This window comes from Mesorhizobium sp. STM 4661, assembly GCF_000359125.1.
Taxonomy (GTDB): domain Bacteria; phylum Pseudomonadota; class Alphaproteobacteria; order Rhizobiales; family Rhizobiaceae; genus Mesorhizobium.
Window position 1 is genome coordinate 442,658 of record NZ_CAAF010000082.1, and the last position, 25,851, is coordinate 468,508.

Here is a 25,851-nt window from a genome sequence, read left to right on the forward strand (position 1 = left end):
GCTCCCCTATTTTTCCCTACTGCCCTACTGCCCTACTGCCCTACTCCCTTACTCCCCTAACTACGCATCCTTCTCAGCCTGCTCATTGACCGGCCCGGGCTCGACCGGGGCTTCACCAGCCACATGTTTGGGACCGCCCTTGGCGACGCCGACCATGGCCGGCCGCAGCACCCGCTCGCCGATCGAATAGCCCGGCTGCACGACCTTGACCACCGTGTTGGCCGGCACAGCCGGATTGGGCACTTCGAACATCGCCTGATGGAAATTCGGGTCGAACTTCTCGCCTTCCGGCTCGAGCTTCTTCACCCCGTGCCGCTCCAGCGCCGACAGCATGGCGCGCTCGGTGATCTCGACGCCCTCGATCAGCGCCTTGAAGCCGGCATCGCCCGACGCCGCCGCCTCGGCCGGAATGGCGTCCAGCGCGCGACGCAGATTGTCCGACACCGACAGCATGTCGCGGGCGAAATTGGCAACCGCATAGGTGCGCGCGTCATGGACGTCGCGCGCGGTGCGACGGCGCAGATTCTCCATCTCGGCTGCGGCGCGGAGCGCCCGGTCCTTCAAGTCTTCGTTTTCCTTCATCAGCCGCAGAAGCGCTTCATAGTCGCTATCGACGCTACCTTCCGTACGCTCGGCGGCGGCTTCGGTCGCCTCGATATCCTCGGGCGCGCGTTCGTCTTTTGCCTGGTCGCTCATCGCCGTTTCCCGTCATCTCGAATGGTATGGATTTTGTGCCCGATATCGAGGTTTGGCGGCCAAAAATCAAGGGGTAAGCGATACTATGCGCCGCCGGCAGCACTTTGTCCGCAGACAGCACGGACTTTTGATTTTAATTCAAATTTTACTCTAACCGGCGGATTTGGTTGCCACGATGCTGCAATACGGGAACCATTCCCGTGCTGGGGGAGTTTCGAAGCCGACACAGGATTTTGAGATGACGACCCGCAACAATGGCGAAAGACGCGAAGGGCTCGACGCCGACATCAGACGCCAGTTCGGCACGGAGGCCACGACGCGCTTTCTGCGAACCTTGCCGGCATTCCGCACGGAGCTCGACATTCCCGATCGTTTCAAGGAGTTGCTCGACCGCCTGGACGGCATCGAGGGCAGCCTGGCCACGGGCCAACGCAACCAATAGGCATAGCGGTCCGGGGGTCTCGTTCGACTGAACCCGAGATGTCCGCGTAGTTGACCGTCGCGCGACATTTACGCGCAGTAATTTTGCGTGATCCGTGCCTTGCGGCAGCGCCATGCTCCGCCTATGCTTCCTGATGAACATGATTTCCCCCGAAGCTGTGGCTAACAGCAAGCGTGCCTGGTTGAAGATTCTGGCGCGCTACAAGAAGCCTGACAGGCGTCGCAGCGCCGTTGAACTTGCCATCACCCTGATCCCTTTCGCTACGCTATGGGCGCTGTCCTCGGCTGCCTATTCCTATGGCCATTGGTGGGGTCTTATTCTCATCCTTCCGGCGGCCGGCTTCCTGGTACGGATCTTCATGATCCAGCACGATTGCGGCCACGGCTCCTTCTTCGCCAATCGCTATGCCGACGACTGGATCGGCCGCGGCCTCGGCGTCCTGACGCTGACCCCCTACGACTGCTGGCGGCGCGCTCACGCAACCCATCACGCCACAGCCGGCAATCTCGACGAGCGCGGCATGGGCGATATCAGGACGCTGACCGTGGCCGAATACCGGCAGATGTCCTGGCGAGGCCGCCTTGCCTATCGTCTTTATCGCCACCCGCTGGTGATGTTCGGCCTGGGGCCAATATGGCTTTTCATCTTCGAGCAGAGGCTGCCGGTCGGCATGATGAGGGGCGGCCTGACGCCTTGGGTGTCGTCGATGGCGACCAATCTCGGCATCGCGCTGGCCGCTGCCATCCTTATCTGGTTCGTCGGCCCCGGCGCCTTCCTGGTCGTCCATCTGCCGATCGTCATCCTCGCCGGCTCGGCCGGCGTCTGGCTGTTCTACGTCCAGCACCAGTTCGAGGAGACGGAGTGGGCAAAGGATTCCGAATGGGAATTCCAGCACGCGGCGCTGCACGGCTCGTCCTATTATGACCTGCCGCCGGTGCTGAACTGGTTCACCGGAAACATCGGCGTCCATCACGTCCATCACCTCTCCGCCAAGGTGCCATGCTACCGGCTTCCGGAGGTTCTCAGGGACTTTCCGGAACTGCGCGAAATCGGCCGCGTCACGCTCCTCGACAGCCTGCGTTGCGTCAAGCTCGCACTGTGGGACGAGAGCCGCAGGAAGCTGGTGTCGTTCCGCGAAGCGCGGATGGCTGCGTAAGAAAACCGCCGCACCAAGGGTGCGGCGGTTTTTCCAAACCCTGCTCAGGCCGCCTTGCGCTCGTCGCGCATCAGGGCCTTGCCGTCGCGGATTTCGGTGCCGAGAACCTTCAGGCATTCGCGCATGAAGGCGGCAAGGCCCGGCCAGCCCTTGGCCGACACCAGATTGCCGTCGACATGGGCGCCGGTCGGCGCAACGTCGATATAGATGCCGCCGGCCAGCGTCACTTCCGGTTCGCAGTACTGGAGCGCTGCGACCTCGCGGCCGCGCACCACACCGTCCACCGCGATCAGGATCTGCACACCATGGCATATGGTGAAGATCGGTTTGCCGGTCTCGTGGAAATGCCGCACCAGCGCCTGCACGCGCTTGTCGATGCGGATATATTCCGGGCCACGCCCGCCGGCCGCATAGACGGCATCGTATTCGGCCGGGTTCACCTCTGCAAAAGTCTTGTTGAGGATGTAGTCGTGGCCGAGCTTTTCCGTATAGGTCTGGTGGCCCTCGAAATCGTGCAGCGACGTCTTCAGTATGTCGCCCGCCTTCTTGTCCGGACACACGACGTGCACCGTGTGGCCAACCGCATGCATGGCCTGTTCAAAGACGAAAATCTCGTATTCCTCGCTAAACTCGCCAACGAGCATCAATATCTTCTTGCCAGCCATTCCCGGTTCCTCCCTTGTGGCAACTTATTTCGGATCGCGAAATAATAGGCTTATCCTAAGGCGCGGACATGGAAAATAAAAGACCGAATCCCCGAATTGGTCCGACCAGATCAGACGAATCCTGCGCTCAATCCGATCAGCCGGCGCGCTCTCGCCGCCAGGAATATTGGGGACCTTTGGCTTCCGGCTTCGCGGTCGGCTGATAATACAGCGGCAGGCCGCCGGTCCGACCTTCCTCAAGCCGTTTCAAAAGCACCGGGTTCGACACTTCGAATTCATCGAAGCCAAGGCGCAGCATATGCGGCAGCTGGTCGACCAATACCTGCCCGGTGGCGCGGACCGCGCCCATGAAATGGTAGCGGCTGCGCAGCAGTTCGCCCTTGGAGAACGAACGGCCGTCATTGAACGCCGGGAAGGCCAGCGCCACCAGCGACAGCTGGTCGAGCAAGCCTGCGATCTTTTCGAGCTGATCGCCGGGCTGGAGCTCGACGCCGAGGCGCTCCTTCGCCGAGCGGCGTACCTCCGGGTCGAGGCCGAGGAACGCTTGCAGCGGCAGGATAAAGCGGCCATTGCCGGAAAGCGCCTCGGCGCTTTCGGCATGGATCCACTCGTCCTCCTGGAAACCCTGCGGGGTCCAGAGGCGGGTCTCCGGTGTTGGTTCGGTCATCAAAAATTCCTAAAGCCCAGAAGAATCCTAGAGAGAGGCGTCGGTCAGCGACTTCTCCAGCCCCGACAGATGGATGCCGCACTCGGTCTTGGCGTGCCCGGCCCAGCGGCCGCTGCGCGCGTCCTCGCCCGGCTGTACCGGCTGCGTGCACGGGAAGCAACCGATCGACAGATAGCCATAGGCGACCAGCGGGTTTTCGCGCAGCGCATGCGCGCGCATGTAAGCGGCCTGATCCGATGTCGTCCAGTGCGCCAGCGGATTGATGCGGATGCGCGAGCCGACCGCCTCGAACACCGGAAGTGCTGCCCGCGTCGACGCCTGGAAGCGCTTGCGGCCGGTGAACCAGGCGCGGAACGGCTCGACGCCCCGCGCCAGCGGCTCGACCTTGCGCACACCGCAGCAGGCGTCGGTGTCGGTCTCGTTCAGATTGCCGGTCGGATCGATCCGTTGCAGCGCCGCTTCATCGGGCGTGATTACCCTTATATCGGTCATACCGAAATCGGCGGCGAGCGCGTCGCGATAGCCGAGCGTTTCCTCGAAATGCTTGCCGGTATCGAGGAAGATGACCGGCAGCGTGCGGTCGATCTCGGCGATCATGTGCAGCAGCACGGCCGAATCGGCGCCGAAGGACGAAACGGCGGCGATCTCGCCGTGAAACAATTCCCGCGCTGACCGCTCGATGATCTTGAGCGGGTTCAGGTGACCGTAGAGCGCGTCGAACCCCGCCGCCTCGGCGGCGACACCGGCCTCGACGTCGACAATACGGTCAAGCGGCCTTGGCTTCGCCAGCATAGAGCGCCTCCTTGAACGGCGCGGGACCGACACGGCGGTAGGCGTCGATGAATTTTTCCTGCGGGTTTAGCCGAAGGCCGAGATAGGTCTCGACGATCTGCTCGATGGCGTCGGTGATCTCGTCCGAGCTGAAGCCGCGGCCGATGATCTCGCCGACCGAGGTGTTCTCGTCCGCCGAGCCGCCAAGTGTGACCTGATAGAGCTCGGCGCCTTTCTTCTCGACGCCGAGAATGCCGATATGGCCGACATGGTGATGGCCGCAGGCATTGATGCAGCCCGAGATCTTCAGCTTCAGTTCGCCGATTTCGCGCTGCCGCTCCAGCGAGGAGAAGCGGCGCGAGATTTCCTGCGCTATCGGGATCGAACGCGCCGTGGCCAGCGCGCAATAGTCGAGGCCCGGGCACGAGATGATGTCTGATATCAGGTTGGAATTGGCCGTCGCCAGGCCGATATCGACCAGCGCGTCATGGACCGCCTTGAGGTCAGCGCGCGCGACATGCGGCAGGATCAGGTTCTGCTCATGGCTGACGCGCAGCTCGTCGAAACCATATTTCTCGGCGATGTCTGCGACCGCTTCCATCTGGCTGTCCGAGGCGTCACCCGGTACCTCGCCAATGCCCTTGAGCGAGATCGTCACCGCCGCATAGTCGGGATGGCGGTGCGTCACCACATTCTGGTCGAGCCAATCCGAAAAGCTCTTCGAAACGAGCCGGGCGAGCTTGACCGCCTCGTCGCCTTCCGGCCGCTCGCTGAGCTGAGGCGACGCGAAATAGGCTTCGATGGCGCGGATGTCGGCTTCCGGCAGCTTCAGCTCCGCATCCTTCAGCTCCTGCCATTCGGCCTCAACCTGGCGGGTAACCTCTTCGATCCCGGTTTCGTGGACGAGTATCTTGATGCGCGCCTTGTACTTGTTGTCGCGACGGCCATAGAGGTTGTAAACACGCAGGATCGCCGTGCAGTAGGACAACAGATCCGCCTCCGGCAGGAAGTCGCGGATCTTCTTGGCCACCATCGGCGTGCGGCCCTGGCCGCCGCCGATATAGACGGCAAAGCCGAGCTCACCGGCCGCATTCTTCTTCAAATGCAGGCCGATATCATGCGTCTGGATGGCGGCGCGGTCGCGCTCCGCACCGGTCACCGCGATCTTGAATTTCCTCGGCAGGAACGAGAATTCCGGATGGACCGACGACCATTGCCGCAGAATCTCGGCATAGGGGCGCGGATCGGCGGCTTCGTCGGCGGCGGCGCCGGCAAAGTGGTCGGCGGTGACATTGCGGATGCAATTGCCGCTGGTCTGGATGGCATGCATCTCGACGCTGGCAAGATCGGCCAGGATCGCCGGAATGTCCGACAGCGCCGGCCAGTTGAACTGGATGTTCTGGCGCGTGGTGAAATGGCCGTAGCCCTTGTCGTATTTGCGGGCAATATGGCCGAGCATGCGCAACTGCTTGCTGTTCAGCGTACCGTAGGGCACGGCAATGCGCAGCATATAGGCATGGAGTTGCAGGTAGACGCCGTTCATCAGCCTTAGCGGCCGGAACTGGTCCTCGGTGATCTCGCCGGCAAGGCGGCGCTGGACCTGGTCGCTGAACTCGGCGACGCGGGCCTGGACGAAATCATGGTCGAACTCATCGTAACGGTACATAGTCTGGTCTTTCCGGGCGCGTCCGCCCGTGTTTCATCTGTCTTGTTGCTTACGCCGCCCGGGCAGCCTGCTTGCCCAGATCGTTGCGGATGGTGGGGCCCGCGGCGCGGATCTTCTCGCGCAGCCGCACCGGCTCGACGACACCATTGACGACGCTGACGTCGATCAGGTTGACGTCGACCACTTCGTTGCCGGCATAGGCCGCGGCACCGATCGCTTCCAGCCGGTCCTCGGCCGCCTTGTCATGGGCAATGTCGGCATTGTCGACAGTGTCGGCCCAGCCGCCATCGGCGTACCAGACGGCGATGCCATCGGTGAGGCGGTTTGCAGTCAGAACCTTCACTGTTCAACTCCTTCGGCGGCAGCTTGAGCAGCGCCCTCATGCCTGTGTGCCGCGAGCGGCTCGGAATGTTCAAAATTGGCGCCGGCGACCGCATCGCCAATAATGGTCATCACCGGTCCTGAAAGGTCGGCGCGCGCCTCCAGCGAAGGCAGATCGGCGAGCGTGCCGTGGAAACGGCGGCGATTGGCAAGACTGGCATTCTCGACCACGGCGACCGCCGTGTCCGGCGACAGGCCGGCCTCGATCAGCCGGCCGGCGACCTCGGCCACGACCGAGCGGCCCATATAGACGGCGACGGTGGCGCCGGAAATCGCAAGCCTGGCCCAGTCGGGCAGCGAATTGCCCTTGAGGTCATGGCCCGTCGTGAACACCATCGACGACGACACGCCGCGCAGCGTCAGCGGCAGCTCGAAATCGGCGGCGGCGGCAAACGCCGCGGTAACGCCCGGAACCACCTCATAGGCGATGCCGGCGTCGCGCAACGCCGCCATTTCCTCGCCCGCACGGCCGAACACCAGCGGATCGCCGGATTTCAGCCGCACGACGCGCTTGCCGGCGCGGCCGAGTTCGATCAGCAGCGCGTTGATCTCGGCCTGGCTCTTGGTGTGGCAGCCCTTGCGCTTGCCCACCGGCAGACGCTCGGCGTCGCGGCGGCCCATGGCGACGATCGCCTCCGGCACCAGCGCGTCATGGACGATCACGTCGGCTTCCATGAGCAGGCGATGGGCGCGCAGCGTCAAAAGGTCTTCAGCGCCGGGGCCTGCACCGACCAGCGCGATGTGACCCGAGGCCGGTGCGTTCGAGGCAAGCAGGCCGACGGCGGCATCATGTGCCTGCGCGAGCTCGCCGGCCTCCATGGCACGAGCCGGCGCGCCACCGAAGAAATCGCTCCAGAAACGACGGCGGGCATTGCCCTTCGGCAGCAGCTTCTCAGCAGTGCCACGGAAGGAAGCGGCAAGTGCTGCAAGCGGGCCGAGCGACGGCGACAGCATGCGGTCGATGCGGCCGCGCAGCATCTGGGCAAGCACCGGGCCGGCGCCTTCGGTGCCGATGGCGATGGCGACCGGCGCCCGGTTGACCAGCGCCGGCGTGAAGAAATCGCACAATTCCGGCCGGTCGACGGCATTGACCGGAATGCCCAGCCGGCGGGCATCCTCGGCAACGCGGCGGTCGAGCGCTTCGTCGCCGCTGGCGGCAAACACCATCACCGTGCCTTCGAGATGCACGGCATCGTAGGCTGCGGCGATGTGGACGGCGCCGGCGGCAGTGATGAAGGACAGCAACTCGGCCTCGGGGGCGTCGGCAATGATGCGCAGCACAGCGCTCGACTGGCCGATCAGCCGCGCCTTGGCCAGCGCCTGCTCGCCGCCGCCGACAATGGCCACGGCCTCGCCTTCGACCCGCAGGAAGACCGGGAAGGCGTTGAGCTTGGGCGTGGCTTGCGGCATTGCGGGCGGAATCCTGAACACGCGGCCAGTTCTACGCGCGAGCGCGAAAAAGCAGAAGGAACGCTCTCGCGCATCGCTTTGTGCGAGGCAATCGCTTTTCCGCAAGCGTAACAGCCAGGAGAAAAATATTCCACATCGCCGTTCGGGGCGGATTGACGCCGCTGTTGCGGGCCTTGATCCGCGGCTCTTGTAGCGACAAGCGGAGTGCGCCACAAAACAGATTTTTCTAAATTCTACCAATCTAGTAGATTAAAGTCGCCACCGGAACATTACCGCCTCGGCGCGCGTTTGCCCTGCGAACCCGAGCCGACTGCGGCAATGGCTCCAGCAACGAGCCGAAGGCGGGTTGAAACCAGGAAAAGGAGCGTTCCGTGAACAACCTCAAGCTGAAGCGTGGTCTGTGGATCGTGGTGGCCGATGGCGAGAAGGCGCTGTTCCTCGAGAACCGTGGTGACGCCCGGTATCCCGATCTTCAAGTCGTGCAGGAGATGGAACAGGAAAATCCAGCGACGCGGGAACAGGGCACGGATCGCCCCGGCCGGTACAGCGACGGCCCCTCCATCCACCGCAGCGCTGTCGAGGACACGGACTGGCACCGTCTCGGCAAGGAGCGTTTTGCCGACGAGATTGCCGAGCAGCTCTACAAGCTCGCTCATCGCGGCACGTTCAAGGAGATCGTGCTGGTCGCGCCGCCGCGGGTGCTGGGCGAAATGCGCAGGAAACTGCACCAGGAAGTTGCCGAGAAGATAACAGCGGAAATACCGAAGACCCTGACCAATCATACCATCGTCGACATCGAGACCCTGCTGCAGGCAGCCTGACCGGACATCCGCAGCGCGCAACTGCCTTTCCCGCATCGACCGCCAACAGCCCGGAGCACGCTGCCGTGGCGGCTGATGACGCCGTCAGCTCTCCGTCTTCCGCCGTCCCTGCCGTCGATTTCATGGCATTGCGGGTTGCCTCATGGCCCGCCCTGCCCCCATATTGCAAAGGCGGCGGCTTCGGGCGGCGCATATCCGACATCGCGATTTCTGAAAGGCGCTCCATAGATCATGCCGCAAGACACGCCCCTTATCGCCACCATCGTCGCCGGTCTGGGGCTGGCTTTCGTCTTCGGCGCTCTCGCCAACCGCTTCCGCATCCCGCCGCTGGTCGGCTACCTCGTCGCCGGCGTTCTGGTCGGGCCGAACACGCCGGGCTTCGTCGCCGATGCCGGCCTCGCCAACGAACTGGCCGAGATCGGCGTCATCCTCTTGATGTTCGGCGTCGGCCTGCATTTCTCGCTGAAGGACCTTTTGTCGGTTCGCGCCATCGCCGTGCCCGGCGCCATCGTGCAGATCGGCTTTGCGACCGCGCTTGGCGCCGGCCTCGCCTGGCTGCTCGGCTGGTCGATCGGTGCCGGGCTGGTCTTCGGCCTGGCGCTGTCCGTCGCCTCGACCGTGGTGCTGTTGCGCGCCCTGCAGGAGCGGCGGCTGGTCGAGACCGAACGCGGCCGTATCGCCGTCGGCTGGCTGATCGTCGAGGATCTGGCCATGGTGCTGGCGCTGGTGCTTTTGCCGGCGCTGGCCGGCGTGCTTGGCGGTCAGCAGCAGGTCGAGACCCACTCGAGCCTGCTGTCGCTGCCGGCGAGTTACGGCATCTGGGGCGTCGTCGGCGTCACGCTGGCCAAGGTCGTCGCCTTCGTTGCGGTCATGCTGGTGGTCGGTCGCCGGGTCATTCCCTGGATCCTGCACTATGTCGCCCATACCGGGTCGCGCGAACTGTTCCGGCTGGCGGTGCTTGCGATTGCGCTTGGCGTCGCCTTCGGCGCCGCCAAGCTGTTCGGCGTGTCGCTGGCGCTGGGCGCTTTCTTCGCCGGCATGATCATGAGCGAATCCGAACTCAGCCACCGGGCGGCCGAGGAATCGCTGCCGCTGCGCGACGCCTTTTCCGTGCTGTTCTTCGTCTCGGTCGGCATGCTGTTCGACCCGTTCAGCCTGATCGACAACGGTTTGCCGATCCTGGCGACGCTGGCGATCATCGTCATTGGCAAATCGCTGGCGGCCTTCGTCATCGTCGTCGCCTTCCGCTATCCCTTGGCCACGGCGCTGATGATCTCGGCCAGCCTCGCCCAGATCGGCGAATTCTCCTTCATCCTGGCCGAGCTCGGCGTCGGCCTGAAGCTGTTACCCGAACAGGGCCGCGACCTCATTCTGGCCGGCGCCATCCTGTCGATCCTCCTCAACCCGCTGATGTTCCTCGCCCTCGACTGGATGAAGCCGTGGCTGGAGGCGCGCGCTGCCAAAGCATCGCCACCGGTCGAGGCAAAGCCGATCGGTCCGGCGACGGAACCGGGTCAGGTGGCTTCGGTTGCGGTCCCAATGAAAGACGACGGTCCACCGCCCGGGACAGCACTCACCGGCCACGCCATCCTGATCGGCTATGGCCGGGTCGGCAGCCTCGTCGGCGCAGCGCTGAAGGAGGCCGCCCTGCCCTTCCTCGTCATCGAGGACGCCGACAAGACGCTGGCCAAGCTCAAGGCGGACGGCATTGAAACCGTCGCTGGCAACGCGGCCAATGCCAATGTCTTCGCCGCCGCCAATCCGGAGGGCGCCAAGCGGCTGATCCTGGCCATCCCCAACGCCTTCGAGGCCGGACAGATCGTGCTGCGCGCGCGTGCCGCCAATCCTGGCATCAGCGTCATCGCGCGCGCCCATTCCGATGCCGAGGTCGAGCATCTCAAGGGGCTCGGCGCCGATACGGTCATCATGGGCGAACGCGAGATTGCGCGCGGGATTGTGGAAGAGGTGCTTGGTCACAAGCCAGAGGCGGCTGAACCGTCCGCTGCCTGAGCCGCTCCTGCATGATCATGCGTACTGGTAGCCAACAGCCGATGGTTGGCGAAGATTACACAGTCGATCTGAACCGTCCGTCCGCAGGCGAGTTGATCACGCCACGAATGCAGAGCCACCATTTTGAGTGATACTGCCGAGGTATTTTGCCGGGGGCTTCCCAAGCGCCTTCTTGAACATGGTGATGAAGGCCGTGACGGAACCATAGCCGAGATCGCCCGAAACTTGCTGCACGCTCGCACCGGAGGTTAGCTCTCGTATTGCGACGATCAAGTGCAATTGCTGGCGCCAGCGCCCGAAGCTCAGCCCTGTCTCCTTTACCACCAGGCGGGCGAGGCTGCTCTCGCTGAGCGCAACGCGATTGGCCCATTCCGCCAGGGTGCTGCGGTCGGCGGGGTCTTGCGCCAACGCTTCGGCGATCCTCCTCAAGCGTGGCTCGGATGAAATCGGCAGATGCAGCTGCTGGACAGGCATACGAGGCAGTTCGGTGAGCAGCGTCCTGATCAAAAGCCCGTCCCTCGCCTCATCATCCTCCACGCCATCGGACAGCTCGATGATCAGTTCGCGCAACAGTGGCGAGATCGAAAGGGTGCAGCACCGGTCCGGCAGATCGGCGGCTCCCGGCTCAATGTAGACGAAGAAAATCCGAGCATTGGCGGTCGCAACATTGCTGTGCTCCATGTCGCCGGGAATCCAGACCCCGCAATGAGGCGGTACCATCCACAGGCCGCTTGGGACGTGGCACGTGACGCCGCCTCCGAGCGCGAAGACGAGTTGGCCTTTGCGGTGCCGATGGGCGGGCACCTCCGCTCTGGTCTCGGGGACGTCAACGCGCACGGCAATCGCCGGCGCGGAAGGGTCATCCACATCGAGATTGAGCCAAGGGTAACGGAGGGGCTGTCTCATGATTGACTGTTTTTAGCGATCGAATGCTTCAATATCTAGATTATTCGAAGGGGAAAATCGATAGGTTCCGCTTGTGAATGAGCAACTCTGGAGCGTGCGGAGCTGGCGAACTTTTCTTCGGCCAGCGGCCGCCGACGCTCCAAAGTCGAACCAGCAAGACCCGGGCACACAACTGCCCGAAGAGCCGTGCGTCCACCCGCACGGCAGTGAGGTATGAACCATGCTCGCCCTCGTCATCTCTTCCGATAGCGCGACCGGACTGAGGATCGCGGAGCTCGCCGAGCCTCAAGCGGCCTCGAACGAGGCGCTTGTCTCGGTCCACGCAACCTCGTTGAACCGCGGCGAACTGCGCCTGCTCACCATACGTCCGAACGGCTGGATACCCGGCCAGGACATCGTTGGGGTTGTCGAACGGGCAGCAGCCGATGGCTCCGGGCCAGCCGTGGGCACCCAGGTTGCGGCTCTGGTCGACCAGGCCGGTTGGGCCGAACGTGTCGCTGTTTCAACCGACCGTCTCGCCGTCCTGCCGGATGACGTCAGCTTCGTTTCCGCAGCCACGCTTCCGGTCGCGGGCACGACGGCGCTGAGGACTTTGCGCCATGGCGGCGACCTGGCCGGCCAGCGGGTCCTGATCACCGGCGCAAGCGGCGCGGTCGGTCGTTTCCAGATCCAGATCGCCCGCGAGCAGGGCGCGTCGGTGACGGCGATCGCCGCCGCCCGGCATGCCGACGACCTCCGCGGCCTTGGAGCCGGGAAAGTAGTCGAGTCGATCGAGCTGGCCGAGGGGCCGTTTTCACTGATCACCGAGTCGGTCGGCGGTGAAAGCCTCGCACACGCGATCGAACGGGTCGCGCCTGGCGGCACCGTTGTCATGTTCGGTTCGAGCAGCGGCGAACTCACGCCCATTGGATTCCGCCAGTTCGTTCCGGGTCACGAGGGGGCGAGGCTTCAGACTTTCGCGTACTACGCCTCTGGTCCGAGCATTGGTGTGGACATCGCCTCGCTGCTCGCTCTGGTAGCGGCTGGCCGGCTGGAAACCCGCGTGGCCATGACCGTGCGGTGGACAGACATCGCCCAAGCTCTGGACGCACTGCGACAGCGCAGCTTCAGCGGCAAGGCTGTTCTCACCATAACCGGATGAGCCGGCCGTTTCGGTCGATGGCTCTGCGCCCCGGCACGGGCCAGACGATTGACGATATTTAGCGATCATTTTCCACAGTACGCAAATCAAAGCGCCCAGGACAGAAATAGACCGCGTCGCGCTAACAACAGGTCAGGAGCCTGCAATGACGGCAAGAGAGGTTACTCGGACATCGAGCGGTCAAGGGCTTCTCGTATTTGGCATCCTGCTGATCGCCTCGACGCTCCGCACGCCCATCACCGGTGTGGCGCCGATGCTCGGCATGATCCGCGAAACCAGCGGCATCAGCGCAGCCGAAGCAGGGGTGCTGACGACCCTTCCCTTGCTGGCGTTCGCGGCGATCTCACCCTTCGCGGCCGGCCTGGCGCGCCGATACGGCATCGAGAAATCATTGTTAGGCGCGATGCTTGTTGTTGCGACCGGTATTGCCCTGCGCTCGATCGGCCCCATCTGGGCGCTATTTCTTGGCACCGGCACGCTTGGGGCCGGGATTTCTGTCGCTAACGTCCTGCTCCCAAGCCTGCTGAAGCGGGATTTTCCCAACCGGGTCGCCGGCCTGACCGGCGCCTATGCTATCGTGTCCGGACTTGCGCAGGCACTCGCATCGACAGCGGCGATCCCGCTTGCTCAACTACCCGGATCGAGTTGGCACCTCTCGCTTGCCTGCACGCTGATCTTTCCAGTCGCGGCCCTGATTGTCTGGGCTCCCCAGCTTCAGCTGCCCGCCGCCCCGGAGCGAGAGACATCGTCCATGCATGACCGCGGACGCATCTGGCGCTCGGCCCTTGCGTGGCAGGTGACGGGCTTTCTTGGCCTCACCTCGCTGGTCTTCTACGTGATCGTCGGATGGTTGCCCTCGATCCTGGCAGAGTCAGGCTATTCGGCGGCGACCGCAGGCTCGCTGCATGGGCTGTCTCAACTGGCAATCGCAATCCCCGGCCTGCTCCTCGGTGCCGCCGTCAAACGTACGAAGGACCAGCGGGCGCTCGCCACGGGCGCGGCGCTGACCACCTGCCTTTCGCTGCTGGGCCTATGGCAGCTTCCGGCCCTTGCCGCGCTATGGGTAGCACTGTTCGGCTTCGGCGCGGGTGCCGCCTTCGTGCTTGGCCTTTCGTTCGTCAGCCTGAAGGCCTCGGATAGCCAGGAGGCGGCGGCGCTGTCGGGAATGGCGCAATGCCTGGGCTATTCGCTGGCGGCCGCGGGCCCGCCGCTAGCCGGTCTTGCCCATGACGCGACGGGGAATTGGAGCTTTGCGCTTGGCGCCTGCGCCATCGCCACCTTGCTGATGGCCGTCCTGGGAAGCTTTGCGGGACGCGCGAGGACGATCTGACCTGGAGCAATTCCAGGAAAAGTGTGAAACGGTTTTCCGTCCGGAATTGCGTCAAAACAAGGAACTCTACCGTCTAAACGTGCTGGCCGCCATTGATGTGGATTTCCGAACCCGTCACATAGGACGCCTGCTGCGAGCACAGGAAGAAGATGATGTCGGCGACTTCGGCCGTGGTGCCAAGCCGTCGCAGCGGGATCGTCTCGACGATCTTTTCCGTGCCCGGCGACAGGATCGCCGTATCGATCTCGCCGGGCGCGATCGCATTGACGCGGATGCCGTGCGGGCCGAAATCATGCGCCATTTCGCGGGTCAGCGAGCCGAGTGCGGCCTTCGACGTCGCATAGGCGGTGCCGGCAAAGGGATGCACGCGGCTGCCGGCGATCGAGGTGACGTTGACGATCGAGCCCCTGGCCGCCGCCAATTCCTTGAACAGCCCGCGCGCCAGCATGATCGGCGCGAAGAAATTGACCTGGAACACATCACGCCAGACATGCATCGGCGTGTCGATCGAGTTCATCCGGCTGTTGCCGTCCTTGAGCTTGGGCGAGATGCCGGCATTGTTGACCAGCGCATGCAGCTGGCCGTCATGCGCTTCCAGCCGATGGCGGATTTCCGAGATCGCGATGCCGACATCCTCCTGGTCGGCGAGATCGACCTTGATGTGGTCTTCCGGCCCGGCCGGCCATGGGCAGTCCTCGGCGAATGCCTGGCGCGAGCAGGTGATGACGCGCCAGCCCTCGCGTGAAAAGCGCTTGACCGTGGCATGGCCGATGCCGCGGCTGGCGCCGGTCAGCACGATGGTCTTTCTGGTGTCGGTCTCGGCCATGTCGCCATCTCTCTAGAGCGACGCGCGTCCGCTTGGACGCACAAAGTACGCTCTAGTACCTTGAATCAACGCATCGCGCGCTCTGAAAATCGATTCCGATTTTTCGGAGAGCACGATGCGCGGGAGATGTAGCGGAAGGCGGCAGCGGTGGCGAGGGGCGAGTTGACGCTCACCCCCCGGTGAGGATGTCGAGGATCGAGGTCTGCCGCTTCTTGACCGGACCGCCGACATTGCCGGGGGGCACCGGGTGCTTGATCGGTCCCGTGGCGCCGTCATTGCCCGGCATGCCGAAACCGCCGGCATCGACCGTTTCCGCGGGACGCGCAGCGCGCGCCGGTGCAGGCGCCTGGGCAGCCGGAGCCGGCTGGCCAACCGAAGCGGGCGGCGCCGGTTGCGCTGTGTTGGACGGAATCTCATCCTGCACGATCGTATCCGCCGGCGTCGATTTCCATGTTCCAGGCAGCGGCCTGACCGGCACGCCTTCATGTGCTGCGACCATGAACTCGTGCCAGGCCTGCGCCGGCAGCGCGCCGCCGGTGACCTTCTTCATCGGACTGCCGTCATCATTGCCGAACCAGACGCCGGTGGTGAGGTTGGCGGTGTAGCCGACGAACCAGGCGTCGCGCGAATTCTGGCTGGTTCCGGTCTTGCCGGCGGACGGCCAGGCGAAAGCCGCCTTCCTGGCCGTGCCGACCTCGACCGTCCCTGTCATCATCGAGTTCATCATGCCGACGATATCGGGCTTGACGACACGCGGCGCGCTGCCGCCATTGTTGTCGTAGAGCACCTTGCCATCGGTTGTCGTCACGCGGCGGATGAAATGGACGTCCGGCCGATAGCCGCCATTGGCGAAGGGGACATAGGCCGATGTCAGTTCCAGCGGCGTCACTTCCGAGGTGCCGAGCGCGATCGACGTGTTGGCCGTCAAGTCGGACTGGATGCCCATGCGATGCGCCGCCTCGACCACCGCGTCGGGTCCGACTTCCATGGTCAATTGGGCGGCCACCGAGTTCAGCGATTTCGCCAGCGCGGTGGCCAGCGTCACCTTGCCGAAATATTTGCCGCCGTAATTGTCCGGCGTCCATCTGCCGATCTTGATCGGCGCGTCGTTGCGCACGCTGTCGGGGTTCCGGCCGGCTTCCAGCGCCGCCATGTAGACGAAGGGCTTGAACGCCGAACCTGGCTGGCGGCGCGCCTCCGAGGCGCGGTCGAACTGGCTGGTCGAATAGTCGTAGCCGCCGACCATGGCGCGCACCGCGCCGGAATTGTCGATCGACACCAGTGCGCCCTGGCTGACATTGAGCTTCTTGCCGCTCTCGTCGATCAGCCTGCGGATCGATTGTTCGGCGAGCTTCTGCAAATTCAGATCGACGGTGGTGTCGACGACGATGTCGCCGCGCACGTTGCCGATCAGGTCGGGCAGTTCTTCCATGATGGTGTCGGCGACATAGTTTTCCGAGCCGGTCCAGTAGGATGGCGAGCGCGTCGCCGGCGCGCTCATCGCGCTGGTCAGCTCCTTGGCGCTGATCTTGCCTTCGTCGCGCATGGCGGCGAGCACGAGCTGCGAGCGCTCCTCGGCCGCCTTCGGGTCGCGCGCCGGAGACAGCCGCGACGGCGCCTTCAAAAGCCCGGCCAGGAGTGCGGCCTCCGACAGCGTGACATCGCGCGCGCTCTTGCCAAAATAGCGGCGCGAGGCCGCCTCGACGCCATAGGCGCCGGAACCGAAATAGACCCGGTTGAGGTACATTTCGAGGATCTGGTCCTTGGTATGCTTGTGCTCTAGCCACAGCGCCAGCAGCACTTCCTGTACCTTGCGTTCCAGCGTGCGGTCGGGCGTCAGGAACAGGTTCTTGGCCAATTGCTGGGTCAGCGTCGAGCCGCCCTGCGAGAAACGCCCACCGACAACGTTGGTGACCATGGCTCTGGAAAGACCGATCGGGTCGATGCCGAAATGCGAGTAGAAGCGGCGATCCTCGATGGCGATGACGGCCGCGGGAATATAGGGCGACATTTCATGCAGGCCGACGGCTTCGCCGCCGCTCATGCCGCGATTGGCAAGCAATTGCCCGTCGACGGAGACGATCTTGATGTTGGGTGCGCGATCGGGGATGGCCCAGGTGGTGGCCGCCGGCATTTTCGCGCCGTAGTAGACGACGATGCCGGCAGCGGCGATACCGCCCCATATGGCCAGCACGAAGCACCAGTAGACCATGCGGCCAAGCACGCCGAACAGGCCGCGCCGGCTTTTGCCGCGCCCGCGACGTGACGATTTCGCCTTGGCCGATTTGCCTTTTGCGGCGCTCTTGCGGTTGCCCGGCACGACGCGGTCCTCCTCGCTCACCGAAAAACCGGCCGATGATTTCGCCCCCGGCGCTCCCTCGAAGCTGGGTTCGATGCGGCTGTCTTTGCGGTTCGCCATGCGCTGTGCTGTCTGTCCCGATGCGACGCTTCAAAGTCTTAGAGCGTACTTTGTGCATCCGAATGGGCGCACGTCGCTCCATGGCGCTCGGGGTGAAGACTAGATGCGGCGGTTTAAAGGCGCGTTAAGCGGGAAGAATTCAAAGCAATTGATAATCAAATGGTTGGTGAAGGCTCATTGCCGCTTCGCTCGCGGCGATCGCCCTGGCAGTCGCCAACGGTCGCGAACTCATCTGGCACGCGAACGAACTATCGTCGGCAGCCGCAAGATATCCTCCTTATCAGAGCGCGATTGACCAAGGCAGCGACCGGCCTCGCGTTCGATCGCGCTCCAAATCATTTGAATTTGCCCATGATCCTATTACCAAGTCATGACCTGGTGGATCACGCGTCAGCCGATAGCGGCACGAACCGAAAGCGCTGCCCTGGACGACTGCATCGTCTCGCCGACATGGCAATAGCAGACGATTTCGTGCAGTTGATTGTCGGTCAATTCGAAGAAGCGCTTGGCTTCGCCATAGCTGTCGTCTTTCAGACCCTCATCGCGCAAGATGGGATCCGCCAAGGCCACCGATATTGGCGAACCATCGCCACGCATCACGTCGCGCTCGGGCGGCGCCCGGTATTCGGTGCCGGCGAGTGCAGTAAGAAGCCGGCTGGGCTCCCGCTCGAGAAGTTCCGACCAACGCACGAGACGCTGGGTTCGGTTCATTGCAGTTTGTGCTGGGTCTTTGCGAACCTCAGCCACTGTATGCAGTTGGTCCAGTGTTTGGTGCCTCATGGCAACCTCCTGAAGTAGGTGGGTTGACCCCAAACGCCCTTTGCCAGGATGATACCGCGAAAGTGCCGATCCGTCACTCAGATTCCATATCCGGATTGGCTTCTCTTTCCAGGCGCATCGAAGGACGGAGCAGGCTCCGTCGGCAATAGTGTCAACCAGATCAATGACTTAATTTAGCCGACCTCAAACTTCCGAAGTGGCTCACCTGCTATCGAGGCGAGCGAAAAGAACGCGAGTGTCTGCTCTTCGCAGGTTATCGCCACAACGCTGTTCGACCGATCGATGTCGAGGCCCTTCGGCCCCCCTTCCTCGACACTGGCCCTGCCCCTTGCGAAGGTTTCATCGTCAAGAACGGCGATGGAGCGGGAGGGCATGCGGCAGCCGCTCCAGCCAGCATTGCCATCGTAGACGTGCAGCATCGGACTGCCTGCATCGGCCACCAGGATCTGCCGGTCATCGCCGGTGAAGCGCAGGCCATGCGGATAGTTGGCGTTCCGCAGGATCCCAGCGGGTTCGGTGTCCGGTCCAAGCGACGCGGACATGTTGTAGATTTTCACATCCCTGGTGCCGTGGCTGCTGACGGCGACCCATTGGCCATCGTGACTGAGCGCAATGCCGTCGGGTGTATCCAGACCATGCTTGAGAAGCAGCTGGTTCTTGCTGGCGCGGTATCCCCACCACCGATTGACGACGTGCCGGGTCACCCGGTTTCTGTAGTTGTTGCAGACGAGAAGGCTAAGCCGGCCCCACGACTCGTGCCGAACGGCCACCGAGCCAGGCGTTTTCAGCTTGCAGAACAGCCCGCCCTTGATCTGGCGCACCGGTGCGATTTCGCACTGGCGGCCGGCCGGATCTCCCGAGGGCAAGGCGAATATCGCGATCAGCCCATCGCGATTGGCGATCACCAGGGTTCGGTCGTCGATGAAATCGAGGCCGTGCACCTCGCCGATACTTGCCGACGCCAATTCCATGAAATCATGAGCGGTGACCTGCGGGCCACCCGGCGTCGATTCGACGTCGATCCGCAGGACCAGGCAGCGTTTTCGTGCAAACCCGGCAATTGCCAGCAATCGATTGTCCGGCGAAAAGCGCAGATCTTCCGTGCGTCCGACCGCTGCAAGCGCGGCATGCACAGCTTTGCTGGCTTTGAAGTCGATCCGAGGTGTCACCTGAGAGTCGGACCCGAAGAGTGATGGAAGGTGGGTCATCCGCACCTTGGCGCACCTGACCCAAAGCGGTCAGTTCTGCTGGATCGAAATGCCCTTGTCGTCGATCTTGAGCTCCACACCCTTTGGCCTGGTTTGCTCGCGATAGACATAGATGCCGAGCGCTATGACCACGACCAGGAGCGCGCCGACGAGAAGATAGAGCGTGTTCTGTTTCATGGCGCGCCCTTTTTCATATCGAGCATCACGCCCGCTTCAGGACCTTGACCAGCACCAACAGAATGACGGCGCCAATCGTGGCGTTGATGATGGAGGCGATGGTGCCGCCGCCAATGGCGAAGCCCAACCTTGGGAAAAGCCAGCCGGCGATGAAGGCACCGACGATGCCGACGACGATGTTGCCGATCAACCCGAAGCCGAAGCCCGAGACGATGAGGCCTGCGAGCCAACCGGCGATGGCGCCGATGATGATGAAGACGAGAAGGCTTTCGATACCCATAGAGCGTTCCTCCGAGAGAAGAGGCTGGAGCGGAAGAGCCCGAATCAGCCTCGATATCAACGGCTTCAGGCTATCGCATCGGCCCGAAATTCGGAATCGATTTTCGGAAAGCACGATGCGTGGATACAAAGTGTTAGAGCGTACTTTCCAAGTGGACGCACGTCGCTCTAAAAGCGGCCGGTCCTACCAGCGGCGGCGTCATTCGTCGTCACTATCCTCGGCGACCGGCCGCCAGCTCGTCGGTTCGACCCTCTTCTGCGTGTCGCTGTCGATATAGGTCCACCAGCCCGCGTCGCGATACTGCGCGATGGATTCATTGATTACGCCGTTGCTGTCTTTCCATTGGACAGTAATCTTGGAGCCGTCCGTCGGGGCCGTCGATATCGGCTTGCGGTCTACCATGTCATTCCCTCATTAGGCCGACAGAACGCGGCGAACGGCGCACCGGTTCCGCCATCAACTGTGAGCGAAGATATCCTCCTCGCCCCAGCCCATCAGATCCAGTTTCGCACGCGTCGACAGGAAGCGGAAGCAGGCCTCGGCCTCCTTCGTTCGGTGCTCGCGCGCCAGCCGGGCACCCAGCACGTCGCGCAGCCGGTGCAGATAGAGCACGTCGGAGGCGGCGTATTCGAGTTGTTCGGGCGACAGTGTCTCCGCCGCCCAGTCCGACGATTGCTGCGCCTTCGACAGGCCGACGCCGAGGAGTTCGAAGCAGATGTCCTTCAGCCCGTGCCGGTCGGTGTAGGTGCGGGTCAGCCGCGAGGCGATCTTGGTGCAGAACACCGGTTCCGCCATGACGCCGAAGGCGTTGTAGAGCACGGCCAGATCGAAGCGGCCGTAGTGGAACAGCTTGGTTACATTGCGGTTCCTCAACAGGCTGACGAGGTTCGGCGCCTTCTTCTGTCCGGGTGCGATCTGGATGACGTCGGCCGAGCCGTCGCCCGGCGAGATCTGCACCACGCACAGCCGGTCGCGATGCGGGTTCAGCCCCAGCGTCTCCGTGTCGATGGCGACCGCCGCGACATTGTAGAGCGCAAGGTCGGGCAGGTCATTTTTGTGGAAGCGGATGTCGCTCATCGTCTTCTCCGGTGAGGGCGTGCTCCGTCCTCGCCGCGATCCGGTGAAAAATCAACAAAAACTTGTCTTTCCACCACTTCAGCTTGTCAGCGCATCGAGAATGCGCGCCCAGGAGCGCTGTCCCTTGTGGAAGGAACTCATCTCGTATTTCTCATTGGGCGAATGGATCCGATCGTCGTCGAGGCCGAAACCGACCAGCAGGGATTCGATGCCAAGATAGGTCTGGAAATCGCCGACCACCGGGATCGAGCCGCCACCACCAATCGTCACCGCCGGCTTCGGCCATTCGTCGGACAGCGCGTCCTTGGCCTTGGCGAGGAACGGCGAGTCGTAGGAAAGCTGGATCGCCGGCGAACCGCCATGCGGATGGAATTCGACAGAACAATCGGCCGGAATCCGCTCCTTGACGAACGTCTCGAAGGCGGCGCGAATCTTTTGGGGATTCTGCTTGTGGACCAGACGGAACGACACCTTCGCCGAGGCTTCCGCGGCGATCACCGTCTTGAACCCCTTGCCGGTATAGCCGCCGGTGATGCCGTTGAACTCGGCCGTCGGCCGCGCCCAGGTGAGTTCGAGCACCGAGCGGCCCTTTTCACCCGCCGGGATCGACAGGCCGATCGGCCCGAGGAACGTCTCGGCGGTCTCGCCAAGCGTCTCCCACGATTTCAGGACCTGCGAGGGCGTTTCCTCGACGCCGTCATAGAAACCCGGAATGGTGACGTGACCGTCCTTGTCGTGGATGTCGGAGAGAACCCTGGCAAGGATGCGGATCGGATTGGCTGCGACACCGCCATACAGGCCGGAATGCAGATCGCGGTCGGCGGCTTTCACCGTGATCTCCCCACCGACCAGTCCGCGCAGCGAAACGCAGATCGACGGCGTATCACGGTCCCACATGCTGGTGTCGCAGACCAGCGCGAAGTCGGCCTTGAGCTCGGCCGCGTTTGCCTCGAGGAATGGCTTCAGCGACGGTGAGCCGGACTCCTCCTCGCCCTCGAACAGGATGGTGATGCGGCACGGCAGGCTGCCATGCACCTGCTTCCAGGCACGGCAGGCCTCGACGAAGGTCATCAACTGCCCCTTGTCGTCGGCCGAGCCGCGCCCGGTGATCACCTTGTGGCCGGGCTCGATCTCCTTGACAGCGGGCGCGAACGGGTCGTTTTCCCAGAGCTCGATCGGGTCGACCGGCTGCACGTCGTAATGGCCGTAGAACAGGACATGCGGCGCGCCGGCCGGCCCCTCATGGTGCGCCACCACCATCGGATGACCTGGCGTGTCGCGCACGCTGGCCTCGAAGCCGATCAGCTTGAGCTCGGCCACCAGCCATTCCGCCGCTTTGCGACACTCCGCGGCATAGACCGGATCGGTGGAGATCGACTTGATCGTGAGCAGGCCGAACAGGCGTTCCAGGCTCTGGTCGAGGTTCTTGTCGAGGCGGTCGAGGACGGGGGAAACTGCTGACATTTTTCAAGACCTTTCGATTCAGAACCGGCACCGTAAAGGCAGGACTGGAAAACGAAAAGCCCGGGATCGTTGGAGGCGAAAAAATGCCGCCGTGGTGGAGGGGGAACCACGGCGGCCTTTTACTCGAAACGATGCGGCAGCCCGGAGAGGGGGGATAGGCTGCCGCAAGTGTCCGGGATAGGCGGGGGACGGGCCTTGCTCCGGACTTCGGCGAAAACTGCCGATGCCCTTTATTTGTGTCTTCGAACGTGGCGATTCAAGGGCGTGAAAATTACACTTTTGTAACGTGCGCGTGAGCGACCCAGCCTCGGAGTGGAACCTCCATCAGGTGGCCAGTTCTGTCAGGGTGTTGCCGGAACCAGTGATCAGCACTGCCTTTGGCATGGACCGCAACGCCGGGTCGCGCTATCCCTGCCGGCATGAAAAAAGGCGATCATCTCTTTCTTGTCGACGGCTCCGGCTACATCTTTCGCGCCTATCACGCGTTGCCGCCACTCAACCGCAAATCGGATGGGTTGCCGACCAATGCCGTGCTTGGCTTCTGCAACATGGTGTGGAAGCTGATGCAGGACGCCCGCAATACCGACGTTGGCGTGGTGCCGACGCATTTCGCCGTCATCTTCGACTATTCGTCGAAGACCTTCCGCAACGACCTCTACCCCGAATACAAGGCCAATCGCTCGGCTCCGCCCGAGGATCTGATCCCGCAATTCGGCCTGATCCGCCAGGCGACGACGGCCTTCAACCTGCCCTGCATCGAAATGGAGGGCTTCGAGGCCGACGACCTCATCGCCACCTATTGCCGGCTTGCCCGCGAAGCCGGCGGCGACACCACCATCATTTCCTCCGACAAGGATCTGATGCAGTTGGTGGGCGCCACCGTCGGCATGTACGACCCGATGAAGGACCGGCAGATCGGCATTCCCGAAGTCGTCGAGAAATGGGGCGTTCCGCCGGAAAAGATGATCGACCTGCAGGCGCTGACCGGCGACTCGGTCGACAATGTGCCGGGCGTACCCGGCATCGGCCCGAAGACGGCTGCGCAATTGCTCGAGCAGTTCGGCGATCTCGACGGCCTGCTCGCCCGCGCCGGCGAGATCAAGCAGGACAAGCGGCGGGAATCGATCATCGCCAATGCCGACAAGGCGCGCATTTCGCGTGAACTGGTGACGCTCAAGAACGATGTGCCGGTTGCCGAAGGGCTCGACGATTTCGTGCTGCATGCGCCCGACGGACCGAAGTTGATCGGCTTCCTCAAGACCATGGAATTCACCACGCTGACCCGCCGTGTCGGTGAAGCGACCGGGACCGAGGTCGGCGATGTCCAGGCCGTTGCCGTCACCATCGAGCGCGCTGACGCCGCGCATGGCCCTGACGTCGGGTCCGGAGCGCCGGCGGCCGCCGAAAGCGCTGCTAGTGCCGGGCCGGACGAAGCGGCGTCCGCCAAGGCGCAAGCATCCGCGCAAGGCGACACCCCCTCCCTGCTTTCGGCGCTTCGCCTGGAGGCAGCTTCCGCCGGCAAGATCGATACATCAGCCTATGTCGCCATCCGCGATACCGCGACGCTGAAGGCCTGGTTGGCAGAGGCGAAGGAGACAGGTGTCGTCGCCTTCGATACGCAGACCACCTCGTCGGACCCGATGCTGGCCGACCTCGTCGGTTTCTCCATGGCGATCGCGCCCGGCCGCGCCGCCTATGTGCCGCTCGCCCACACGAGCGGAAACGGCGACCTGCTCGGCGGCGGGTTGATCGAGAACCAGATCCCGGTCCGCGAAGCGCTGGCCCTCCTGAAACCTTTGCTCGAGGACCGCTCCGTCCTCAAGGTCGTGCAGGACGTCAAGTACGACATCGTCGTCATGAGCCGCCATGGCATCGACGTCGCGCCCTTCGACGACACCATGCTGATCTCCTACGTGCTCGACGCTGGTACCGGCCATCACGGGCTGGCCGCTCTTGCCGAAAAATGGCTTGGCCATGCGACGACCCCGCTCAGGGATCTCGCCGGTTCCGGAAGGAGCCTGGTCGGCTTCGACCAGGTCGATATCGACAGGGCGACCGGCTATGCCGCCGAACACGCCGACGTGACGCTGAGGCTGTGGCGGGTGCTGAAGCCGCGACTAGCCGCCAAGGGCCTCGTCTCCGTCTACGAGCGTCTGGAGCGGCCATTGGTGCCGGTGCTGGCAAGGATGGAGCAGCGCGGCATATCGGTCGACCGGCAGATCCTGTCGCGGCTCTCCGGCGAGCTGGCGCAAGGTGCGGCACGGCTGGAAGAGGAAATCTACGGGCTGGTCGGCGAGCGCATCAACATCGGTTCGCCAAAGCAGCTCGGCGACATATTGTTTGGACGCATGGGCCTGCCGGGTGGTTCGAAAACCAAGACCGGACAATGGTCGACCTCGGCGCAGCTGCTGGAGGATCTCGCCGCCGAAGGCCACGAACTGCCCAGAAAAATCGTCGACTGGCGCCAGCTCACCAAGCTGAAATCGACCTACACCGATGCGCTGCCAGGTTTCATCCATCCCGACACCAGGCGCGTGCATACCTCATACGCTCTCGCCGCGACGACGACGGGCCGGCTGTCATCCTCGGATCCGAACCTGCAGAACATTCCGGTGCGCACCGCCGAAGGGCGGAAGATCAGGACGGCCTTCATCGCCGACAAGGGCCACAAGCTGGTTTCGGCCGACTATAGCCAGATCGAGCTGCGCGTGCTCGCCCATGTCGCCGAAATCCCGCAGCTGACGCAGGCCTTCGCCGATGGCGCCGACATCCATGCGATCACAGCGTCGGAAATGTTCAACGTGCCGGTCGAGGGCATGCCGTCAGAGGTGCGCCGCCGCGCCAAGGCGATCAATTTCGGCATCGTCTACGGCATTTCGGCCTTCGGCCTCGCCAACCAGCTGTCGATCCCGCGCGAAGAGGCCGGCGCCTACATCAAGAAATATTTCGAGCGCTTCCCCGGCATTCGCGACTACATCGAAGCCACCAAGGCCTATGCCCGCGAACATGGCTTCGTCGAAACCATCTTCGGCCGCCGCATCCACTACCCCGAGATACGGTCGTCAAATCCTTCGATCCGCGCCTTCAACGAGCGCGCCTCGATCAATGCGCGCCTGCAGGGCACCGCCGCCGACATCATCCGCCGCGCCATGGTGCACATGGACGAGGCGCTGGAGAAGGCAGGGCTGTCAGCCCGCATGCTGCTGCAGGTGCATGACGAGCTGATCTTCGAAACGGTGGAGGCGGAAGTCGAGGCGACGATCCCTGTCGTGCGTCAGGTGATGGAAAACGCGCCGATGCCGGCGGTTTCGATGTCGGTGCCACTGCATGTCGATGCCCGCGCCGCCAACAACTGGGACGAGGCGCATTAGCAGATCGGAACGGCTGGACGCCGCGTTCCTTCACACCCCCCTCTGTCCTGCCGGACATCTCCCCCGCAAGGGGGGAGATCGGCAGCTTCACGGGCAGCGCTTTCATTTCAACGCTGGCAATTAGCGAAAGCCGAAGCGACAGCTAATCTCCCCCTTGCGGGGAGTCCGGCAGGACAGAGGGGGGTGC

24 protein-coding genes are annotated in these 25,851 nt (G+C 63.4%); 7 read left to right on the top strand and 17 right to left on the bottom strand.

The window, feature by feature from the left end; all coding sequences use genetic code 11:
* Positions 1-60 precede the first annotated feature (60 nt).
* Positions 61-696: a nucleotide exchange factor GrpE gene (grpE, locus tag MESS4_RS29450; protein WP_006339210.1), complete on the bottom strand. Its 636-nt coding sequence runs from the start codon at positions 694-696 to the stop codon at positions 61-63.
* A gap of 238 nt (positions 697-934) precedes the next feature.
* On the opposite strand from grpE, the gene MESS4_RS29455 reads away from it, so the two are divergent.
* Together MESS4_RS29455 and MESS4_RS29460 are read left to right on the top strand one after the other, a co-directional pair.
* The gene (locus MESS4_RS29455; RefSeq protein WP_006339212.1) at positions 935-1,138 is read left to right on the top strand and encodes a hypothetical protein; all 204 of its coding nucleotides are present in this window, start codon (positions 935-937) and stop codon (positions 1,136-1,138) included.
* A gap of 133 nt (positions 1,139-1,271) precedes the next feature.
* Positions 1,272-2,294 carry a fatty acid desaturase gene (locus tag MESS4_RS29460; RefSeq protein ID WP_006339213.1) on the top strand — a complete coding sequence of 341 codons (1,023 nt, stop codon included), beginning with the start codon at positions 1,272-1,274 and terminating at the stop codon, positions 2,292-2,294.
* Positions 2,295-2,338: 44 nt separating this feature from the next.
* On the opposite strand, the gene MESS4_RS29465 is transcribed toward MESS4_RS29460, so the two are convergent.
* The 6 genes from MESS4_RS29465 to cysG all read right to left on the bottom strand — a co-directional run bounded on the left by MESS4_RS29465 (position 2,339) and on the right by cysG (position 7,854).
* Positions 2,339-2,959, bottom strand: a complete 621-nt coding sequence (locus MESS4_RS29465) for a DJ-1/PfpI family protein (RefSeq protein ID WP_006200409.1) — start codon at positions 2,957-2,959, stop codon at positions 2,339-2,341.
* 136 nt (positions 2,960-3,095) lie between these two features.
* On the bottom strand, positions 3,096-3,626 hold the full coding sequence (locus tag MESS4_RS29470; RefSeq protein WP_006339215.1) for a DUF934 domain-containing protein: 531 nt from the start codon (positions 3,624-3,626) through the stop codon (positions 3,096-3,098).
* Between the two features lie 27 nt (positions 3,627-3,653).
* On the bottom strand, positions 3,654-4,418 hold the full coding sequence (locus MESS4_RS29475; RefSeq protein ID WP_006339216.1) for a phosphoadenylyl-sulfate reductase: 765 nt from the start codon (positions 4,416-4,418) through the stop codon (positions 3,654-3,656).
* A complete protein-coding gene (locus MESS4_RS29480) occupies positions 4,393-6,063 on the bottom strand; it encodes a nitrite/sulfite reductase (RefSeq protein ID WP_006339223.1) in 1,671 nt (556 codons plus the stop codon). Before MESS4_RS29480 ends, MESS4_RS29475 begins: the two co-directional genes overlap by 26 nt.
* A 49-nt stretch (positions 6,064-6,112) precedes the next feature.
* Positions 6,113-6,406, bottom strand: coding sequence for a DUF2849 domain-containing protein (locus MESS4_RS29485; RefSeq protein ID WP_006339224.1), 294 nt, complete (start codon positions 6,404-6,406; stop codon positions 6,113-6,115).
* Positions 6,403-7,854, bottom strand: coding sequence for a siroheme synthase CysG (gene cysG, locus MESS4_RS29490; protein WP_006339226.1), 1,452 nt, complete (start codon positions 7,852-7,854; stop codon positions 6,403-6,405). Before cysG ends, MESS4_RS29485 begins: the two co-directional genes overlap by 4 nt.
* Before the next feature lie 371 nt (positions 7,855-8,225).
* Between cysG and MESS4_RS29495 the strand changes: the two genes are divergently transcribed.
* The gene (locus tag MESS4_RS29495; protein ID WP_006339232.1) at positions 8,226-8,675 is read left to right on the top strand and encodes a host attachment family protein; all 450 of its coding nucleotides are present in this window, start codon (positions 8,226-8,228) and stop codon (positions 8,673-8,675) included.
* A gap of 231 nt (positions 8,676-8,906) precedes the next feature.
* Complete coding sequence (gene ybaL, locus MESS4_RS29500; protein WP_006339234.1) at positions 8,907-10,685, top strand: YbaL family putative K(+) efflux transporter; 1,779 nt, start codon at positions 8,907-8,909, stop codon at positions 10,683-10,685.
* A 96-nt stretch (positions 10,686-10,781) separates the two neighbouring features.
* Here ybaL and MESS4_RS29505 read toward each other — a convergent pair whose 3' ends face one another.
* On the bottom strand, positions 10,782-11,591 hold the full coding sequence (locus tag MESS4_RS29505) for a helix-turn-helix transcriptional regulator (RefSeq protein ID WP_006339235.1): 810 nt from the start codon (positions 11,589-11,591) through the stop codon (positions 10,782-10,784).
* A 220-nt stretch (positions 11,592-11,811) separates the two neighbouring features.
* Between MESS4_RS29505 and MESS4_RS29510 the strand changes: the two genes are divergently transcribed.
* Together MESS4_RS29510 and MESS4_RS29515 are read left to right on the top strand one after the other, a co-directional pair.
* Positions 11,812-12,732, top strand: coding sequence for a zinc-binding dehydrogenase (locus MESS4_RS29510; RefSeq protein WP_006339236.1), 921 nt, complete (start codon positions 11,812-11,814; stop codon positions 12,730-12,732).
* 145 nt (positions 12,733-12,877) lie between these two features.
* On the top strand, positions 12,878-14,062 hold the full coding sequence (locus MESS4_RS29515; protein WP_006339238.1) for an MFS transporter: 1,185 nt from the start codon (positions 12,878-12,880) through the stop codon (positions 14,060-14,062).
* Positions 14,063-14,135: 73 nt separating this feature from the next.
* On the opposite strand, the gene MESS4_RS29520 is transcribed toward MESS4_RS29515, so the two are convergent.
* The 9 genes from MESS4_RS29520 to MESS4_RS29560 all read right to left on the bottom strand — a co-directional run bounded on the left by MESS4_RS29520 (position 14,136) and on the right by MESS4_RS29560 (position 22,293).
* The gene (locus MESS4_RS29520; RefSeq protein WP_006339240.1) at positions 14,136-14,888 is read right to left on the bottom strand and encodes an SDR family oxidoreductase; all 753 of its coding nucleotides are present in this window, start codon (positions 14,886-14,888) and stop codon (positions 14,136-14,138) included.
* Positions 14,889-15,057: 169 nt separating this feature from the next.
* Positions 15,058-17,307, bottom strand: coding sequence for a transglycosylase domain-containing protein (locus MESS4_RS29525; RefSeq protein WP_006339243.1), 2,250 nt, complete (start codon positions 17,305-17,307; stop codon positions 15,058-15,060).
* A gap of 390 nt (positions 17,308-17,697) precedes the next feature.
* Positions 17,698-18,087, bottom strand: coding sequence for a hypothetical protein (locus MESS4_RS29530; RefSeq protein ID WP_006339245.1), 390 nt, complete (start codon positions 18,085-18,087; stop codon positions 17,698-17,700).
* A gap of 173 nt (positions 18,088-18,260) precedes the next feature.
* Complete coding sequence (locus tag MESS4_RS29535) at positions 18,261-19,295, bottom strand: hypothetical protein (RefSeq protein WP_006339247.1); 1,035 nt, start codon at positions 19,293-19,295, stop codon at positions 18,261-18,263.
* A 30-nt stretch (positions 19,296-19,325) separates the two neighbouring features.
* Positions 19,326-19,472, bottom strand: coding sequence for a hypothetical protein (locus MESS4_RS32890; protein WP_006339248.1), 147 nt, complete (start codon positions 19,470-19,472; stop codon positions 19,326-19,328).
* A gap of 25 nt (positions 19,473-19,497) precedes the next feature.
* Positions 19,498-19,752, bottom strand: a complete 255-nt coding sequence (locus MESS4_RS29545) for a GlsB/YeaQ/YmgE family stress response membrane protein (RefSeq protein WP_006339249.1) — start codon at positions 19,750-19,752, stop codon at positions 19,498-19,500.
* Positions 19,753-19,950: 198 nt separating this feature from the next.
* Positions 19,951-20,154 (bottom strand): hypothetical protein, encoded by a 204-nt coding sequence (locus tag MESS4_RS29550; protein WP_006339250.1) that lies wholly within the window; start codon positions 20,152-20,154, stop codon positions 19,951-19,953.
* A gap of 54 nt (positions 20,155-20,208) precedes the next feature.
* Entirely contained in the window at positions 20,209-20,829 is a 621-nt protein-coding gene (locus tag MESS4_RS29555; protein WP_006339251.1) for a ribonuclease D, read from the bottom strand.
* 78 nt (positions 20,830-20,907) lie between these two features.
* Positions 20,908-22,293, bottom strand: a complete 1,386-nt coding sequence (locus MESS4_RS29560; protein ID WP_006339252.1) for a M20/M25/M40 family metallo-hydrolase — start codon at positions 22,291-22,293, stop codon at positions 20,908-20,910.
* Positions 22,294-22,712: 419 nt separating this feature from the next.
* On the opposite strand from MESS4_RS29560, the gene polA reads away from it, so the two are divergent.
* Positions 22,713-25,664 (top strand): DNA polymerase I, encoded by a 2,952-nt coding sequence (gene polA / locus MESS4_RS29565; protein ID WP_006339256.1) that lies wholly within the window; start codon positions 22,713-22,715, stop codon positions 25,662-25,664.
* The last annotated feature ends 187 nt before the right edge of the window (positions 25,665-25,851 follow it).